This is a genomic window from Roseovarius lutimaris (assembly GCF_900115165.1).
In the GTDB taxonomy this organism is placed as follows: Bacteria; Pseudomonadota; Alphaproteobacteria; order Rhodobacterales; family Rhodobacteraceae; genus Roseovarius; species Roseovarius lutimaris.
The window spans coordinates 1-17,180 of the sequence record NZ_FOVP01000004.1; the positions used below are offsets into that span (position 1 = coordinate 1).

Sequence of the window (17,180 nt, forward strand, 5' to 3'; positions counted from 1 at the left end):
GTGATCATCGGGTCGATCTCGATCTTGCCGTCCATGTACCAATCGACGATTTTGGGCACATCGGTGCGCCCGCGCGCGCCGCCAAACGCGGTGCCGCGCCAGCTTCGCCCGGTCACAAGCTGAAACGGGCGGGTCGAGATCTCGGCCCCCGCAGGCGCCACCCCGATCACGATGCTTTCGCCCCAGCCCTTATGCGCCGCCTCAAGCGCCGTGCGCATCACGCCGACGTTGCCGGTGGCGTCAAAGGTGTAATCCGCGCCGCCCCCCGTAAGCTCGACCAGATGCGCCACAAGATCGCCCTCCACGTCATTGGGATTGACGAAATCAGTCATGCCAAAGCGCCGCGCCATCTCGACCCGCGCCGGGTTGAGATCAACCCCCACGATCTGATCGGCACCCGACAGGCGCAGGCCCTGGATCACGTTCAACCCGATGCCGCCGAGGCCAAAGACGATGCTGCGATTGCCAAGCTCGGCCTTGGCGGTGTTGATCACCGCGCCGATGCCGGTGGTCACGCCACAGCCAATATAGCAGATCTTGTCGAACGGCGCATCCCGGCGCACCTTGGCCAGCGCGATCTCGGGCAGAACCGTGTGATTGGAAAACGTCGAACAGCCCATGTAATGCAGGATCGGCGTGCCATCGAGCATCGAAAACCGGCTGGTGCCGTCGGGCATCACGCCCGCGCCCTGGGTGCTGCGGATCTTCTGGCAAAGGTTGGTTTTCGGGTTCAGGCAATACTCGCATTCGCGGCACTCGGGCGTGTAGAGCGGGATGACGTGATCGCCGGGCGCAAGGCTGGTCACGCCGGACCCGACCTCAAGCACGACGCCCGCGCCCTCATGCCCCAGAATGGCCGGAAACGCCCCTTCGGGATCGGCGCCCGACAGGGTGAAATCATCGGTATGACAAAGCCCGGTGGCCTTGATCTCGACCAGAACCTCACCCGCCTTCGGGCCCTCAAGGTTCACCTCCATGATCTCCATCGGCTGACCGGCAGTAACGGCAACAGCGGCACGCGTCTTCATCAAGTTCGTCCTCTCTCGTACCTTCAACGATACAACCTTTTGGCGATTCGCCCCAAAGAACGGTTTTCAAATCACCCGGTTTCCTACTGTGACAATATGTGCCAAGATTGCTCTATCGCTCAGTAAGACCTTAGTCGTAGAGGTTGTAATGAAATTCCTGCCGCATCTTTTAGCCATTGTTTTTACTGGGGTTTCTCCGCTTTACGCGGCGGGATCGCATGATCCGGACTGGCCCTGTGTTCAGCGTCGGGTTGATACGCTTTCGGCGGCCGTCATGTGGCCCTATCAACCTGAGTCGCAAGCGGCCAAAGAAAAACCTGCGGCGGCCACCGCCGAGCTCGCTCAACTTCTGGCGTTACGGCGAATCAGTCTCGAAGAGGCTGAAGAAGCGCTGGATGAGGCCGCCAATGGCACACCTGCGCTGGATCGCGATGACTATAACGCGATTTTTGCGGATGTGTTCGAGCGTCTCAATCAGCGGCGCAGCCTGTTGATGACCGGCATCACCCGCTATGCGCGCAATCAGGCGCGACTGGCCGATGAAATCGACACCATGCGCAACCAGATCGCGACCATGACCGCCGCCGAGTCACCCGATTTTGACCAAATCGATCAGATCGAGGCAGACCTTGATTGGCGCGAGCGGGTGTTTCACGATCGCGCGCTGTCATTGACCTATGCCTGCGAAACGCCGGTACTGTTGGAAAAGCGGCTTTATGCCATTGCCCAGATGCTGGCGGCGCGGATCAACGACTAGCGCCGCTATTCCCACTCCAACTCGGTAAAGGCCGCTGTCACATTGCGCCGGTGAAACAGATCGAACAGGTGCCAGTTATCGGCCTCATCCTGCCCGACCGTTTCCACCGCCTCTGACAGGCGCAGCCCATCGGCCACCGCGATCCGGGTCTCATCGCGCAGGGTTTCAAGGTAACGCCGCAAGGCCTCGCCACCCTCGGGCCAGCCCATCACCGGGCCGCCATGTCCCGGCACCACACGGGCGGGGGGCGGCGTGCCCATGGCGTCAAGCACCCGAAGCCAGCCAAGGAGTGAGCCGTCAAGCGCCGGGCTATGCTCATCAAACAGCAAATCCCCGGCAAAGAGCGTCGCCGTTTCGCCGTCAAACACCGTCAGATCGCTTTCGCTATGCGCGGTTTCCCAAGGCACCAGGACAAGCGCGCGCGCGCCAAGGTCTATCACAGTGCTGTCGGCGACCGGGGTGATCGCAAGCGGCGCGCGGCTTGCGCTAAAACCGGGGCCGATCAGCCGGGCAAAACTCGCCTCATAGGTCTCGGCCCGCGCATTCAGCGCCTGCGCCAGCTTGCGATGGCCGATGATCTCGGCGTCGGCCTCGGCAAGGACGCTGGCGCCAAAGACATGGTCGGGGTGCATATGCGTGAGGATGATGTGCGATATCGGCTTGGGCGTCACCGCGCGCACCGCAAGGTAAACCTCTTCGCCAATCGCGCGGCTGCCGCCGGAATCGATCACCGCGACGCTGTCGCGGCCGATGACAAAGCCGATATTGGCCACATCGCCAAGGTTCTCGGGGGCCACATCGGCGACCTGCCCGCGATGCACGTACACGCCCGGCGCGATTTCTGAAAACGCAAGCGTGCTGGCGCGACGCGGCACACATTCCGGCGGCCCGGCGGTAAAGCCCGCGCCCCACTCCGGCGCGACCTTTGCCGCGCGGGCAAGGGCAGTGGCGCAATCGGGTGCATCGGTGGGAACAAGCCGCGCCTGGCAAAGATCGGGTTGCCCCACCAGACAGAGGCTGACCAGAATTTCAAACATCGCCTGCCCTCGCACGACTGCTACTAATGGTTGATACGATTTTGACGGGTTTCATGCTATTGTCCTTAAGTGCCACTGTGCCTTTCGGAGGACCAAGATGAAATCTTTGACGATCCCGACCGCGATTTTGGCGATCGCGCTTAGTTCGGTTGCCTGGGCGGAAGAGTTGCGAAACCCGCTGGTGAACGGTGAAACCTGGGAGTATCTGCGCGGTGACATCCTGAACGAAACCAAATCGGTCAGGCCCGGCGCGATCTTTAGCGTCGATGCGCCCTACCGCGCCCATGATGCGGCAACCGTGCCGGTGGTCGTCATCCAGACCGATCAGAGCGTCGGTGCGATCAAGACGCTGAAACTCGTGGTTGACGAAAACCCCGCGCCGCTTGCCGCCGAGATCAATTTCGGCCCGGCGATGACACCGCTTAGCTTTGAAACGCGGGTTCGGGTGAATGCCTATTCCAACCTGCGCGTGGTTGCCGAAACCGACACCGCCAGCTTTATCGACGGGCGTTTCGTCAAGGCCGCCGGCGGCTGTGCCGCGCCCGCCACCCGCGACCCAGAGGTGGCGATGGAGAATATCGGCAAGATGCGTCTGCGCCATTTCGACACTGGCCCGGTTCAGGTCGGCAGCCGCCGCGATGCCCAGTTGATGATCCGCCATCCGAATTACTCCGGTCTGCAACGCGATCAGATCACCCAGCTTTTCGTGCCTGCACTGTTCATTCAGGATCTCAAGGTCTGGCAGGGCGATGAGATGCTGTTCAGCCTGACGGGGGGCATTTCAATTTCCGAAGATCCGGTGTTTCGCTTTGGCTATACCGATAATGGTGCGCCCAATCTGCGGGTGCGGGCCGAAGATACCGACGGCCATGTGTTTGAACAGATCCTGCCAAAGGGCGGCGAATCCTGATCAGTTGAAACAGACGATTTCGGCCTCGGCTTGCGCACGGCGCAGGTCGGCGACCATGGTGTTGCTGCTTGCGGCGCTGCGAAACAGCGATATCCGCTCGCCGCTGCCTTGGCGCAGCGACAACACGGTCTCCGCCTGCACGTATTTTTCATAAGGCAGGATCGAGGCGATCACATCAATCGAACACGAACAGCGCCGCAGCATGTCCTGGGTGGTGCCGTTGCTTGCCATGCAGCCAAAGACATAATCCGCCCGCGCCTCGGTCGGATAGTCATTGAGACGCTCGGCCATGTCTTGCGCCGCCGCGCCGATGGGCAGGGTAATCAGGGCCAGTATCGCCAGTGCGCGCATGGTTATTGAACCTCCTCGGACAAGTGCAACGTGGAGTGAAAGAACCGCCCACCCGCCTCGCGCATGGGCGTAGCGGCCTCGATCATGTAATACCAGCCAGGCACCGCATCCGACATCAGAAAGTCGATCCGCAGATCGGCAAGAGGCCCAAGGCGCGCGCGGTTCTCATCGGCCACAAAGGGTGCCAACGTGACCCGTGTCGCGGGCTGTTCGGCCCCGTCATAACTAATGTGATCCGAGGTAATTGCCTCGGGCGCAAGCAGCGAGTCCTTGATCCGATTGCGGATGTAAAACTTGCTGCCGCCGGTCGACACCGCCAGATCGCGCACAAGCCGTTCGAGAAAGAACATCGCCATAGGGTTGCCGACACTGGCGTCAAAAACCGCGAGCGACTGGCGCTTGCCGTCGATATCGCGGCTCAGGCGGGCGGTGTCGTCGTCTTCGATCACAAGGTCTAGGCTCTGCGGCGTTTGCGGGGCGGCGGCCTCGTTTGCCGTCACCGACTCATAGCGCAGATGATCGCCGGGCGCGAAATCGTCGAGCGTGCCGGTGCGAAAGATGAGGTCATAGCCTTCAGTGTCGTCTGCGGCGTGAACGGCCCCCGTGATCCCGATGGCCATTGCACAGATCATAGCCAGGACAAGCCCCGGTTTCTTCATGAATTCTGCCTTTTTATGCGTCATTTTCATCCTGTTCCGGCCCTCAGGCCCGTGACCTTGCCCCACCAAGCGGCTGGCAGGACCAGCGCGAAACGCGCCAGCGCGGGTGGTCGTTGGCCCAAAGGCTTAGCTGCGGGATCGCCTCGGCAATACAGCCGCGCGTGCCCCGATCGGTGTATTGAAACACCCGCTCTTCGCAGATCGCGGGTTGCGCCTTGAGGCAGATGACAAACAAAAGCTCGATCATGCCGGTCCCTCGCAAACCTCTCCTGCCTTAACTTCGCCCATGACAGGGAGGCGACACAAGCCCCTCGCCCACGCCCTGCACTAAAGTCGTAGGGCCGATCCGGTCAGGACCGTTGACAAGCCGAGGTTGCAAATATCTAATTCAGGTGTCTAGCCACGAACCCAAGGGAGGATTGATCATGGCATGGAGTAAACCTGTTCTGCGTGAGTTGAACTGCGGCATGGAAATCAACATGTACGGCCCCGCAGAAGAACGCGACGGCGGCGGCGTCCTGTTCTGAATATTTCAATCTCGGGCGCAGCGAGGTAGCAAGTGTTCAAAGCTCTGATACTTGGTGCTGCGGCCGGGGGCGGGCTTCCGCAATGGAATTGCGGCTGCGAGAATTGCAATCTAGCCCGCGCGGGTAAAATCCCGTCATCCACACAATCCTCGCTCGCTATCAGCGTAGATGGCGAGCGGTGGGTCGTTTTGAACGCCTCGCCGGATATCCGCGCCCAAATCGCCGACAATCCGGCGCTGCATCCGACGGGCCTGCGCGACTCCCCGATTGCGGCAGTGCTTTTGACCAATGGCGATATTGACCACGTTGCGGGGCTTTTGTCGCTGCGCGAACAACAGCCCTTTGCCCTGCATGCCACCGGCGAAATCCACGAGGTTCTGGCCGCCAACCCGCTGTTGCAGGCGGTTGATCCGGCCCGAGTGCCGCGTGTCACCATCGCTTTGGACAAGGAGGTCACGCTTTTGCCCGGCCTGAGCGCGACGCTGTTTTCGGTCCCCGGCAAGGTGCCGCTTTACATGGAGGGGGACGAGGTCAAAACCGACCTTGAGGGCGAGCAGACCACTGGCGTGCATATCAACGCCGAGGGGCGCGACATCTATTACATCCCCGGCTGCGCCGCCGTGACCGAGCGTCTGGCAAACCGCCTTCGAGGGGCCGACATGGTGTTTTTCGACGGCACGCTCTGGCGCGATGATGAGATGCTTGAAATGGGCCTGAGCCAAAAGACCGGCAAGCGCATGGGCCATATCTCGATGAGCGGGCCAGAGGGCTCTATCGCCGCGCTGCGCGATCTCGGGATCGGGCGTAAGGTTTTTGTGCATATGAATAATTCCAACCCGGTGTTCCGCCCCGATGCGGCCGAACGGGCCGAGGCCGAGGCCGCAGGCTGGATCATCGGACAGGATGGAATGGAGCTGACGCTATGACCGCCACCCCCGCTGACTTCGAGGCCCGCCTGCGCCAGATCGGTGCCGAGCGCTATCACGACCGGCACCCGTTTCATCATCTGCTGCATTCGGGCGGCTGCACCCCCGATCAGGTGCGCGCCTGGGTGATCAACCGCTATTATTATCAGGCCCGCATCCCGATGAAGGATGCCGCCTTTCTGAGCCGCGTCGATGACCCCGATCTGCGCCGCATCTGGCGCTCGCGGATCGAGGATCATGATGGCACCGCCGAAAATGAGGGCGGCATTCGCCGCTGGCTTCGCCTGGCGCAGGCGGTCGGGCTTGACCCCGAGTATGTGGCAAGCACCGATGGCGTGCTGCCTGCCACCAAGTTCGCGGTCGATGCCTATGTGCATTTCGTGCGCGACAAACCCCTGCTTGAGGCGGTCGCGGCCTCGCTGACCGAGCTTTTCGCGCCGAAAATCCACGCCGAGCGGATCGAGGGATTGCTGGCCAATTACGCCTTTGCCGATGACAGCAGCCTTGCCTATTTTCGCAATCGCCTGAAAGAGGCCCCCAAGGATGTGGCATTCGGCCTGAAATGGGTGCTTGATCACGCCGACACGGCCGAAAAGCAGGATGCCGCCGCCGCCGCCCTTGTGTTCAAGACCGATGTGCTATGGTCACAGCTTGATGCGCTTTATGCGGCCTATGTCGATCCGGCGCGCATCCCCCCCGGTGCATGGCAACCGGGCCAGGGCTTGCTGGCAAAGGGAGCGGCATGACCCCCGAGGGCACCCCTTATCTGCCGCGCGGTGTGCGTCTGCATTTTGACAAGGTGCGCGACAATTGGGTTCTTTTGGCGCCTGAACGCACGATCCGGCTTGACCCTATCGGTCACGCGATCCTAAGCCGGGTTGACGGGAAAACCACGCTCGCGGCAATCGCCGCCGACCTTTCGGAAACGTTCAAGGCGCCGCTGGAGGATGTGACCCGCGACAGCACGGAATTCTTGCAAGAGCTGGCCAATCGCCGCTTTCTCGAGGTGACATGATGCAGGTTCAGCCCCCCATCGCGATGCTGGCGGAACTGACCCATCGCTGTCCGTTGTCTTGCCCCTATTGTTCCAACCCGGTCGAGTTGACGGCGCGCGAGGCCGAGCTTTCGACCGATGACTGGCGCTCGGTATTTCAACAGGGCGCCGCGATGGGGGTGCTGCAATTGCATATTTCGGGGGGCGAGCCGGCCTCGCGCCGCGACCTTACCGATCTTGTGCGCGCCGCGCGCGATTCGGGGCTTTATACCAATCTGATCACCTCTGGCATTGGCCTGACCGAAAAGCGGCTGGCCGAGCTTGATGCCGCCGGGCTTGATCATGTCCAGCTTTCGCTTCAGGGCACCGATGCGGCGATGGCCGACCGGATCGGCGGCTATAAGGGCGGCTATGACCGCAAGATGATGGTGGCCAAATGGATCGGCGCGATTGGCTTTCCGCTTACCCTAAATTTCGTGATGCACCGGGGCAATATGCATCAGCTTGGCCGCGCGATTGAAATGGCACAGGAGATGGGCGCGCGGCGGATCGAGGTGGCAACGGTGCAATTCCACGGCTGGGCGATGCAGAACCGTGGCGCCCTGATGCCCACCCGCGAACAGGCGGCAGAGGCCAATCGCACCGTCGCCGAGGCCCGCGCGCGGCTCAAGGGCAGGCTGGTGATCGACTATGTTCCCGCCGATTATCATGCCGATTACCCCAAGCCCTGCATGGGCGGTTGGGCCAGCACTGGCATCAATGTCGCGCCCGACGGGCTCGTGCTGCCATGCCATGCGGCGCAGACCATCAAGGGCCTCGAATTTGACAATGTCCGCGACCGTCCGCTGGCCGATATCTGGCAGGACGGCAGCGCCTTCAACGCCTATCGTGGCACCGACTGGATGCAGGAACCCTGCCGCTCGTGCGAGCGCAAGACGATTGATTTCGGCGGTTGCCGCTGTCAGGCGATGGCGATTGCGGGCGACCCCACTGCAACCGATCCGGTCTGTGTCAAATCCCCGGATCACGCCAGGATCCGCGATCTGGCCGCCGATTTCTCCGGTCAGGACGAGGCCCCGATGACATGGCGGGTGATGGACAAGACGCCGGGTTAACTCATGATTGGGTTTGATACCTCGACCAGATTGCCATCCGGGTCGCGCAGGTAAAGCGACAGGATCGGGGCCATGGCCCCTGTGCGTCGCACCGGGCCCTCTTCCACCGGGATGCCAAGAACGGCAAGATGCGCCTGCCAATCTGAAATTGCCACGTCGCTCAGGAAACACAAATCCGCCGATCCGGGCGTGGCGCAACGCGCCTTGGGCTCAAACTCGGCGCCGACAACATGCAGGTTTATCTTTTGCGCGCCAAACTTTAGCGCCCATCGCACCGTCCCGTCCATGGATGTAAACGCCTCGGCCTGCATCCCCAGACCGTCGCGGTAAAAGGCGATCGTCGCGTCAAGATTGCCCACCGTTAGCACCAGATGATCAAGCCCGGTCAACTTGGGTTGCATGCGCAGTCCTTTCAGTATGAGACCTCGGGGCGAAAGCCCTCGGGGATGCCATCCACCTCGTCAAGCATCAGATCGGCCATCACCTGCCCGACCTTGGGGGCCATGCCAAAGCCGATCTTGAAGCCGCCATTGGCGATGAATTCACCCGCGCGCAGGGGGTGCGCCCCGAGCATCGGCGCGCGGCTGCGGCTGCGCGGGCGAATACCCGCCCACCGGGCCAGCACCGGCGCATCGGCCAAAACCGGCACCGCCGCGCGCGCCCGCGCGATCACCGCGTCAAGCTGGTCGTCGGTGGTGGTGGGCTCGTCGTAGGTGGTCTCGCTGGTCGATCCGACCGCTGTGGTGCCATCCTCATGCGGGATGATATGAAGCGTGTCGGCAAAAAGCTGAGGCAGGCTTGCCGCGTCATAACCCAACAGCGCGCCCTGCCCCTTGACGCCATGGCCGACGCTGCGGCTATGGGCATGGCTTAGCTCTTGCAGGTCCGCAACGCCGGTGGCCCAGATCACCCGACCCTCGAGCACGCCCGAGGGCACCACCTCGCCGCCCTTCGTGCGAATCGCCGCCACAAGCGCGGCGCAGGCGCGGCGCGGATGCAGGCGCGCGCTGAGCGTGTCCTCGATCAGATATCCGGTGGGCGTGAACGGGGCCCACTCCCCCCCGGCCCTGATCACGCGCCAGTCCGCCTTGCCCTGCCAGAGATCGCGCGCGGTAAGGGCGCGGGCATTGGCCAGCGTCAAAGCCGCCTCATTGGCAATCGGTTGCAACCGCCCAAGGCGGCCGTAACCCGGCGATTGACCCGAGGCCTCGGCGACTCCGGCCCAAAAGGCGCGCGCCATGAGCAGGCTCTTGAATTGAAACGCCTTTTTGTCATTCCAGTTTTCCGGCACATGCGGGGCCAACGCACCGACGATACCCCCCGACGCCCCTGCACCGGGGCCATGGGGATCAATCACCCGCACCCGCGCGCCGCGCCGTACACAGGTCCACGCCACCGAAAGGCCAAAGATCCCCGCCCCCATTACCGTTATATCGGCCATTGCCAAAGCGCCTGTCCCCCTGCATGGTCACGCCCATCCACCCCCGCTTTAAAGGATCACAGCATGCAGGGCCAGCAGGTCGATATCCTCTGGAATGACGGCGATATTCCCGTCTCGACCCGGTTTGATGATCCCTATTTCAGCCTTGAGAACGGGTTGGCGGAAACGCGGCATGTGTTTCTGACGGGCAATGACCTTCCGGCGCGGTTTTACGATGGGTTTCACATTGCCGAGCTGGGTTTTGGCACCGGCTTGAACCTTTTGGCAAGCCTCGCCGCATGGCGTGCGGCCAATGTCGACGGGCGACTGCATTTCACCACGTTCGAGGCCTATCCAATGAGCCCCGAACAGATGCGACGCGCACAGTCGGCCTTTCCCGAGCTGTCGGATGTCGCGGCAGAACTTGCGCCGCTTTGGCAGGGCGGTGCGCAGGTGATTACGCTGACCGACCTGACATTCACCCTGATCGAGGGCGATGCGCGCCAGACCCTTGCCGATTGGCAAGGCCAGGCCGATGCATGGTTTCTCGACGGGTTTTCCCCGGCCAAGAACCCCGAGCTTTGGCAAGACGACCTTTTGGCCGAGGTCGCACGGCACACAACCGCCACCGGCACGGCGGCGACCTATACGGCGGCGGGTTTCGTGCGCCGTGGGCTTGAGGCGGCTGGATTTGTCGTGACCCGTCAGCCGGGGTTTGGCCGCAAACGCCATATGACCACCGCCACGAAGGGCACGACATGAACGCACAAAACACCCGGCTGGGGATCTGGCTGATGATCGCCACGACGTTTATCTTTGCGGTGCAGGACGGCATTTCGCGCCATCTTGCGGGCGAATACAACGTGCTGATGGTGGTGATGATCCGCTATTGGTTCTTTGCCGCCTTCGTCATGACCATCGCCAGCCGCAAGGCGGGCGGGTTGCGCGCCGCCGCCACCACGAGCCAGCCGTTGATGCAGGCGTTTCGCTCGCTGCTTCTGGTGACCGAGATCTGCGTAATGATCTTTGGATTTACCCTGTTGGGCCTTGTCGAAAGCCATGCGGTTTTTGCCTGTTATCCGCTGTTGATCGCCGCGTTGTCGGGGCCGGTTCTGGGGGAAAAGGTCGGCTGGCGGCGGTGGCTGGCCATCGGGGTTGGCTTTGTCGGGGTGATCATCATCCTCGAGCCGGGCTTTGGGGTGTTCGAACCGCAAGCCATCGTGCCGCTGATCGCCGCGTTGATGTTTGCGCTTTACGGCCTGTTGACGCGCTACGTGGCGCGTCGCGATACTGCCGCGACAAGCTTTTTCTGGACCGGCACGGTCGGCTCTGTGGCGATGACCGCCGTTGGCATGTGGTTCTGGGAGCCGATGATCGCCTCTGACTGGGTCTGGATGGGCGCGCTATGCATCACCGGCGCCGCGGGGCACTGGACCCTGATCAAATGCTATGAGGTCGCCGAGGCAAGCGCGGTTCAGCCTTTTGCCTATCTGCAACTAATGTTTGCCAGCACGATCGGCATTCTGGCCTTTTCCGAAACGATCCGCCTGAATGTGGCGCTCGGTGGCGCGCTTATCGTCGGCGCGGGGCTGTTTACACTCTGGCGGCAACGCCGCGCTGCCTAGGCCAAGCCGCTCGGCAAGAGGGTGTGGCAATCCGCCACAGGCCAGCAGATGCCCCACCGGGGTACGCTCAAGGCAACGCAGCCCCATTCATTACTCGGGCCAGCGACGGATTTTGGAACAATCGGCCTGTTTTATTGGGGTCGGGAAATTGGTGGCGATGAAAATCGGCAGAATCATCAACGCGATAAAAGCTCTGGGCATGCTCCCGGCGTTTCTTGTCGTGCTGCTTGTCCTGCGTGTCGCCGCCTCCGCCGCGGTCGAATGTCAACACGAACTGGCAGCGCAGGCCGCGCAGGCCAAGGTCGCCGCGCATGCGCAGCATAGTGACCACAACCCCGGCCAGACCGACAAACACGAAGCCCATCACGTTTTCACGCCCTGCCCGTTCTTCAAAACTGCGGGGGCATTGCCGGATTGTGACATCGACCCGGATGCCACCAACCTTGTCTACTCACGGACACATGTACCGAATGACGATTTTCGGGCGGCGGCAGGCGATTTGCCTGCCGCCTACAGCTCTCGCGCGCCGCCGGTGTCGGCCCTGGGATAGCTGGCATTCGCCGATTGGTCCTGCCCGTGCGCCCTGTCGAATTATCGGCCTTGGTGCATCTCCAGCGGGACATCCGGCGCACGCGCGCCTGCCGCATAGTTACGTAGTTACCTGTTCAGCCAAATCGCTTTTCCGCCCCGTGCAAACGTGGGCCGGTGGGTGCTTCGGAACCGGTGAACAGGGCCATATCGGCCATGCCAGCCCCCATTACGGCCTGACTTTATCACCTTCGATTTGGTCCGGCCTTTGAAGAGCCAAGCCCTAAAACAATAAAATGAGTTATCTCACATGACACAGGTTTCCCTGCGCGCAGCCGCATTCTGCGCCACCCTTTCGCTGACCGCCCTCGCCGCCCCGGTTTTTGCCCATGAAGACGATCCGGTTCCCGCCAATGATGCCGCCACGGGCTTCACCGTGACCACAACCGACCTGCCGCCGCTGCGGGCCGATGGTCACGCGCCGATTGGCGTGATGGGCGAACACCGCCACAAGCGAGGCGAGGTGATGCTGTCCTATCGGTTCATGCATATGGACATGCGCGGCAACCAGATCGGCAGCAACAACGTCAGCAACGACACGATTGCCACCACCGTTCCGAACCGCTTTTTCGGTGCCCCCGGCCAACCGCCCACATTGCGCATCGTGCCCACGGACATGCAGATGCAGATGCATATGTTTGGCGCCATGTATGCCCCCAATGATCGCATCACCCTGATGGCGATGCTGCCCTATATTGATAAGCAGATGGATCACCTGACCTATCAGGGCGGTGCCGGCACCACGGTCCTGGGGGGCTTTCGCACCAAATCCGAAGGCATCGGCGATGTGAAGGTCTCGGCGCTGATCGGGCTGATGGAGAGCGGCAACAACAAGGTTCACCTCAACATGGGTGTCAGCCTGCCGACCGGGTCAACCTCGGAGACCGGCACCATTCTTGCGCCCAACGGCACACGCCCCACTGTGCGCCTGCCCTATGCGATGCAGCTTGGTTCGGGCACCTATGACCTCTTGCCCGGCATCACCTATAATGGCGGTCAGGGGCTTACCAAATGGGGCGCGCAGCTTTCGGGCGTCATCCGCACCGGCAAGAACAACGGTTATCGCCTTGGCGATCAGCTCGCCGTGAGCACATGGGCCAGCTATCAGCCCGAACCCTGGATAAGCCTGTCGGGCCGCGTCGAGGCGCGCACCACCGGCGATATCACCGGTCGTGACCCGTTGATCGCCGGGCCGGTGCAAACCGCCGACCCCGATAACTATGGCGGCGACACCGTCACGCTTTATGGCGGTTTCAACCTGATGGGGCAAAGGGGCGCGCTGCGCGGCCATCGCCTTGCGTTCGAGTTGGGTGTGCCGATCTATCAGAAACTGAACGGCCCCCAAATGGAAACTGACTGGACCGCGACACTGGGCTGGCAGTTGGCGTTCTAAGGCGATCCGGGCGCGCGGCCCAGCCTGCGCGCCCGGCCCTGCGGCAAAAGGGGCCAATCGGCCCGGCCGCACTTCACAAATTCGTGAGCGAGCATATAACAGCCCGAAACCACCATCAAGGCAGGCATGCGGCGCACAAATTCACACATGAAATCAGGCGCCCGTAGCTTTTTGGCGATCCTGATTGCCTGCCTTCTAGCGCTGCGCGTGACGGCCTTGCCGATGGTGATGGCAGGCGGCGCGCCCGGCCCCGGCATGATGGCAATCTGCACCGGCGCCGAGATCATCTATATCCCCATCGGCGGCCAGAGCCTGCCTTTGGAGCGCGCGTCCGGCGAGGGCGAGACACAGCACGATCCCTGCCCCGCCTTTGGTGTCGTCGCAGCCCTTGTTTCCCCCGACCTGCCGCTTTCCATTCCAAGCCGCCTGAGCATCTCGAAACAGATCGCACCGCCCGCCCTATTTTGGGCAAGCGCTGCGCGGCCCGCCGGATATCATCCGCGCGCGCCACCATATCTTTGGTCCTGAAGACCCACGCCTTTCAACACCAAGACCGAAATAGAGGGCCGCCACAGGGCGCGCCCGATCCGAAAGATATGATGATGATCAACCGAACCTTTGGCGCGGCGCTTGCCTGCGCCGGATTGCTGGCCACAATGGCCACAATGGCCACCGCCCAGACCATGCCCCAGCAGGGCGACGACATGATGCCGCAAGACATGAGCGACATGAACGACATGCCTCATGCCGGGAAACACCACCAAATGCACCGCCACGGCCCGATTGGCGTGCCGGGACGGCATCAATTGCCCAAGGGCAAACTGGTGCTGACCTATCGCTATGGCGGCATGGAAATGTCGGGCATCCGTCAGGGCACCAATGACATGGATGCCAACACCCTTGTCACCACCGTGCCAAACGCCTTTGCCGCCCTGCCCGGACAGCCGCCCACCATCCGCGTCGCCCCGGTCAACATGAGCATGGACATGCATATGCTGGGCGCGATGTATGCCCCAAGCAAGCGGCTTACCTTGATGGGGATGCTGCCCTATGTGGAAAAATCCATGACCATGCGCACCTATGCGGGGCCTGTCGGCACCACTGTTCTGGGCGACAACACCACCAGATCGAACGGGCTCGGCGATATCCGGCTCGGGGCTTTGCTGGCGCTCAACAAGACGCCCAAGGGCGGCGCACGCCTTGGGCTTGGGCTTAGCCTGCCGACCGGGTCGATCACCGAGACCGGGCAGATGCTCTCGCCGATGAACACCCGCCCCACCCGGCGGCTGGCTTATTCGATGCAACTTGGATCGGGCACCTTTGACCTTCACCCAAGCCTGACCTACGAAACCGGACGCGGTGCGCTCAACTGGGGTGGCCAGATGCGCGCAATCGTGCGTTTGGGCGATAATGACGAGGGCTATCGTCTTGGGCATGAGGCCGCGCTAAGCGGATGGCTCAGCTATCGCGCCGCGCCTTGGATAAGCTATTCCGGACGCGCCGAATATCGCCATGCCGGGCGGATCAAAGGCCGCGACAGCAATATTGCCGGCCCCTCGCTTGGGGCCGATCCGCGCAATTATGGCGGCGACTATGTCACGCTCTATGCCGGGGCCGATCTCACGCCGCGCCGCGGACCTCTTAAGGGACAGCTATTGGGGGTCGAACTTGGCGTGCCGGTCTATCAGAACCTCAACGGGGTGCAGTCAAAGACCGATTGGTCAATTGCCGTCGCCTGGCGCAAACCGTTCTAAGACCCCGCCCCCTTTGGCCCTAATCTCCAAGGGGGGCGACACTGCTGCCGCGCAGCTCTTGCGTGAAGGGCGTTGGCAGCGGCTCTTTGCCCAGACGCGCGCGATAGGCCGGAAGGCTTTCCGCGACGCGCATCACGTAGTTGCGGGTCTCGCGAAACGGGATATGCTCGATCCAGTCGACAATCGCATCGCCGTTGGTGTCACGCGGATCGCCATATTCCGCCAACCATTGCGCCGCTCGTCCCGGCCCCGCGTTATAGCCCGCCGCGACCAGCACCACATTGCCATCAAACCGCGCGCCTAATTGCGCCAGATAGGTCGCGCCAAGCCGGGCATTATAGGCCCAGTCGACAAGCACCTTGTCACGCTCATATGCAATCCCGAGATCGCGCGCCACATCGCGTGCGGTGCCCGGCATCACCTGCATAAGGCCCCGTGCACCCGCGCCGCTGACCACCGACGGATTGAACTCGCTTTCGCGCCGGGCAATCGCCAGCACCATTTCGGTTGGCGCCGCAAGCGACATATCGGCCAACGGATGCAGGGCATAATAGGGCGCTTCGATCACGAGGCCGCGCTGTGCGGCGGCTTTGCCAATCATCACCTGCAAATGCGGTTGCTTCAATTCGTCAAGCATCTGGCCCATCTGGCCAAGCCCGGTGCGATCCTGCGCTTCTGAAAGATGAATGAAAAACCGCCGCGCAAGCCCGAGATCGCCCATCGCAAGCGCCAGCGTGCCGATCTCTTGCAGGTCGCTTGTTGCAAAATCCGCCCGACGCCAGGGCGGGAAGGTTTCCCGCCCCGCCAGCATCGGATCGACCGGCAGGCCTGCTTTTTCCGCTGCCAGCAGCCCGTAAAAGCTTGTCTGATAGGCGGCCCCCTCGCCATAGGCGAGCTTGCCGGCCTCATGATCCCCAAGCGCCTCTTGCGCGCGCCCGATCCAATAACCCGCGCGACCAAGCGAAATCGGCGTTTCAACCGCCGCGCGGAAGCGTTGGAAATGATCAAGCGCCAATGCCGGCGCCTCAAGATAACGCAATGCAAGATAGCCCGACAACCATTCCAGATCGGCGTAATTCGCGCCCTCGACAAGCTGATGCACCGACGCCAGATCATAGGCCAGTTGCGCCTTGCCATCGCGCATCTGCTGGCGGGCCAGGGCGCGTCGCCAACTGGCCCAACGCTCGGGCTCGCCAAGCCCCGCCTTGATCCGGCTTTGGCGCAGGATCACCGCAATGGCCTTGTCAGGGTCGTTTCTCAGATATCTGTTGAATAGCTCATAGGCGATGCCGGGGTGACGTTCCTGCGCCGCGCTCAGCCCCTCGCCGCCGTCTTTCTCTACCTGTTGGCGCAATTCGGCCAGCCTGCGTTCGGGCGCGCTGACCAGAGGCAGCATATCGGCCACATCGCGCAACCCCCGCCAAAGCGCCATTTCAAGGCGGTCGGCATGATGCGGCGCCAAAAGTGCGCCATGCTCGGCCAGAAAATCGTGATGCTCCTCGGTTGTCAGATCAAGCGTGCGCCAACCAAGAACCACGCCAGCCTCGGCATCGCCCACCCGGCCACGCGCGACAAGCGCCCGGGCATAGTTCAGCACCCCGGTGCCGGTCTGCGGCCTATAGCCCTCATAAAACGCCAGCACGTCGTCAAACGCCGCATGGGCCATCGCCTCTTCGCTCTGTCGGCGCAGATACTCAAGCCCCGGCCAATGGCCATTTCGATTGAGAAACGCCAACACCTCGGCGGGCGCGCCTCGCCCGGCGCGCAGGCGATACCATTCAATCAGATCCCCCGCCGCGGCCCCGTCGCGCCGCGCCAATTGCGCCGCCATATCCCAGCGGCCGCCCTGCATCGCCTCAAGCGCACTGGCCAGAGGGCGCGGGGCAATGCGTGGCAAATCGGCGGCATGCGCCGTCAAAACCGACCCGATAAACCCCAGAACAAGGGTGCATACGCGCAACATCTCTTGCATTTCCCGCCATTGCGAAGGATAGACAGCGCCAGCCTATGCGTCACACGCGCCCGCGTCCATTCACAACACCCGGACCATGCGCGCCGAACCGCTCAGGCAAAGCTGATCACAGCGGGCGCCGCCC

The 17,180-nt window shown here is 62.4% G+C and carries 21 protein-coding genes; 13 read left to right on the forward strand and 8 right to left on the reverse strand.

Translation table 11 applies throughout. From position 1 onward, the window contains the following. A partial coding sequence (locus BMZ91_RS04270; protein WP_092835500.1) for an S-(hydroxymethyl)glutathione dehydrogenase/class III alcohol dehydrogenase occupies positions 1-1,028 on the reverse strand: 1,028 nt, incomplete at its 3' end. 148 nt (positions 1,029-1,176) lie between these two features. Here BMZ91_RS04270 and BMZ91_RS04275 point away from each other — a divergent pair. After that, complete coding sequence (locus tag BMZ91_RS04275) at positions 1,177-1,785, forward strand: hypothetical protein (RefSeq protein WP_245736201.1); 609 nt, start codon at positions 1,177-1,179, stop codon at positions 1,783-1,785. A 5-nt stretch (positions 1,786-1,790) separates the two neighbouring features. Here the strand turns inward: BMZ91_RS04275 and BMZ91_RS04280 are convergent, their stop codons facing one another. Continuing rightward, entirely contained in the window at positions 1,791-2,822 is a 1,032-nt protein-coding gene (locus tag BMZ91_RS04280; protein ID WP_092835136.1) for a quinoprotein relay system zinc metallohydrolase 2, read from the reverse strand. A gap of 97 nt (positions 2,823-2,919) precedes the next feature. Between BMZ91_RS04280 and BMZ91_RS04285 the strand changes: the two genes are divergently transcribed. After that, positions 2,920-3,732, forward strand: a complete 813-nt coding sequence (locus tag BMZ91_RS04285; RefSeq protein ID WP_092835138.1) for a quinoprotein dehydrogenase-associated SoxYZ-like carrier — start codon at positions 2,920-2,922, stop codon at positions 3,730-3,732. Here BMZ91_RS04285 and BMZ91_RS04290 read toward each other — a convergent pair whose 3' ends face one another. Genes BMZ91_RS04290 through BMZ91_RS04300 form a run of 3 tightly spaced genes read right to left on the reverse strand, consistent with a single transcriptional unit; the run spans position 3,733 to position 4,989 of the window. Next, complete coding sequence (locus BMZ91_RS04290) at positions 3,733-4,083, reverse strand: hypothetical protein (RefSeq protein ID WP_092835140.1); 351 nt, start codon at positions 4,081-4,083, stop codon at positions 3,733-3,735. It abuts the gene before it with no gap. 2 nt (positions 4,084-4,085) lie between these two features. Then, on the reverse strand, positions 4,086-4,766 hold the full coding sequence (locus tag BMZ91_RS04295; RefSeq protein WP_245736202.1) for a hypothetical protein: 681 nt from the start codon (positions 4,764-4,766) through the stop codon (positions 4,086-4,088). Between the two features lie 19 nt (positions 4,767-4,785). Then, the gene (locus BMZ91_RS04300) at positions 4,786-4,989 is read right to left on the reverse strand and encodes a hypothetical protein (protein WP_092835142.1); all 204 of its coding nucleotides are present in this window, start codon (positions 4,987-4,989) and stop codon (positions 4,786-4,788) included. 178 nt (positions 4,990-5,167) lie between these two features. On the opposite strand from BMZ91_RS04300, the gene pqqA reads away from it, so the two are divergent. From pqqA to pqqE, 5 genes are read left to right on the forward strand one after another with little or no spacing between them, the layout of a single operon-like run. Continuing rightward, positions 5,168-5,269 carry a pyrroloquinoline quinone precursor peptide PqqA gene (pqqA, locus tag BMZ91_RS04305; protein ID WP_073198349.1) on the forward strand — a complete coding sequence of 34 codons (102 nt, stop codon included), beginning with the start codon at positions 5,168-5,170 and terminating at the stop codon, positions 5,267-5,269. 32 nt (positions 5,270-5,301) lie between these two features. Continuing rightward, entirely contained in the window at positions 5,302-6,195 is an 894-nt protein-coding gene (gene pqqB, locus BMZ91_RS04310) for a pyrroloquinoline quinone biosynthesis protein PqqB (RefSeq protein WP_092835144.1), read from the forward strand. Beyond that, a complete protein-coding gene (pqqC, locus tag BMZ91_RS04315; protein ID WP_092835146.1) occupies positions 6,192-6,941 on the forward strand; it encodes a pyrroloquinoline-quinone synthase PqqC in 750 nt (249 codons plus the stop codon). The genes pqqB and pqqC overlap by 4 nt, the downstream gene beginning before the upstream one ends. Further along, positions 6,938-7,210, forward strand: a complete 273-nt coding sequence (pqqD, locus tag BMZ91_RS04320; protein ID WP_092835147.1) for a pyrroloquinoline quinone biosynthesis peptide chaperone PqqD — start codon at positions 6,938-6,940, stop codon at positions 7,208-7,210. Before pqqC ends, pqqD begins: the two co-directional genes overlap by 4 nt. Next, positions 7,210-8,304 carry a pyrroloquinoline quinone biosynthesis protein PqqE gene (pqqE, locus tag BMZ91_RS04325; protein WP_092835506.1) on the forward strand — a complete coding sequence of 365 codons (1,095 nt, stop codon included), beginning with the start codon at positions 7,210-7,212 and terminating at the stop codon, positions 8,302-8,304. The genes pqqD and pqqE overlap by 1 nt, the downstream gene beginning before the upstream one ends. Here pqqE and BMZ91_RS04330 read toward each other — a convergent pair. Both BMZ91_RS04330 and BMZ91_RS04335 read right to left on the reverse strand, forming a co-directional pair. Then, positions 8,301-8,705, reverse strand: coding sequence for a VOC family protein (locus BMZ91_RS04330; protein WP_092835149.1), 405 nt, complete (start codon positions 8,703-8,705; stop codon positions 8,301-8,303). The two genes, pqqE and BMZ91_RS04330, sit on opposite strands and share 4 nt — an antisense overlap. 11 nt (positions 8,706-8,716) lie before the next feature. Continuing rightward, positions 8,717-9,745, reverse strand: a complete 1,029-nt coding sequence (locus BMZ91_RS04335; protein ID WP_092835151.1) for an NAD(P)/FAD-dependent oxidoreductase — start codon at positions 9,743-9,745, stop codon at positions 8,717-8,719. Between the two features lie 63 nt (positions 9,746-9,808). Between BMZ91_RS04335 and mnmC2 the strand changes: the two genes are divergently transcribed. The 6 genes from mnmC2 (at position 9,809) to BMZ91_RS04365 (ending at position 15,084) form a co-directional block, all read left to right on the forward strand. Next, positions 9,809-10,486, forward strand: a complete 678-nt coding sequence (gene mnmC2 / locus BMZ91_RS04340; protein ID WP_092835153.1) for a tRNA (5-methylaminomethyl-2-thiouridine)(34)-methyltransferase MnmC2 — start codon at positions 9,809-9,811, stop codon at positions 10,484-10,486. After that, on the forward strand, positions 10,483-11,349 hold the full coding sequence (locus BMZ91_RS04345; RefSeq protein ID WP_092835155.1) for a DMT family transporter: 867 nt from the start codon (positions 10,483-10,485) through the stop codon (positions 11,347-11,349). Before mnmC2 ends, BMZ91_RS04345 begins: the two co-directional genes overlap by 4 nt. Positions 11,350-11,461: 112 nt before the next feature. Next, a complete protein-coding gene (locus tag BMZ91_RS04350) occupies positions 11,462-11,899 on the forward strand; it encodes a hypothetical protein (protein WP_245736203.1) in 438 nt (145 codons plus the stop codon). A 288-nt stretch (positions 11,900-12,187) separates the two neighbouring features. Next, entirely contained in the window at positions 12,188-13,330 is a 1,143-nt protein-coding gene (locus BMZ91_RS04355; RefSeq protein ID WP_092835157.1) for a transporter family protein, read from the forward strand. A gap of 147 nt (positions 13,331-13,477) precedes the next feature. Then, entirely contained in the window at positions 13,478-13,858 is a 381-nt protein-coding gene (locus tag BMZ91_RS04360) for a DUF2946 family protein (protein ID WP_092835159.1), read from the forward strand. A gap of 74 nt (positions 13,859-13,932) precedes the next feature. Next, complete coding sequence (locus BMZ91_RS04365; protein WP_177193788.1) at positions 13,933-15,084, forward strand: transporter; 1,152 nt, start codon at positions 13,933-13,935, stop codon at positions 15,082-15,084. A gap of 19 nt (positions 15,085-15,103) precedes the next feature. Here BMZ91_RS04365 and BMZ91_RS04370 read toward each other — a convergent pair whose 3' ends face one another. After that, a complete protein-coding gene (locus BMZ91_RS04370; protein WP_092835163.1) occupies positions 15,104-17,056 on the reverse strand; it encodes a lytic transglycosylase domain-containing protein in 1,953 nt (650 codons plus the stop codon). Positions 17,057-17,180: the final 124 nt, after the last annotated feature.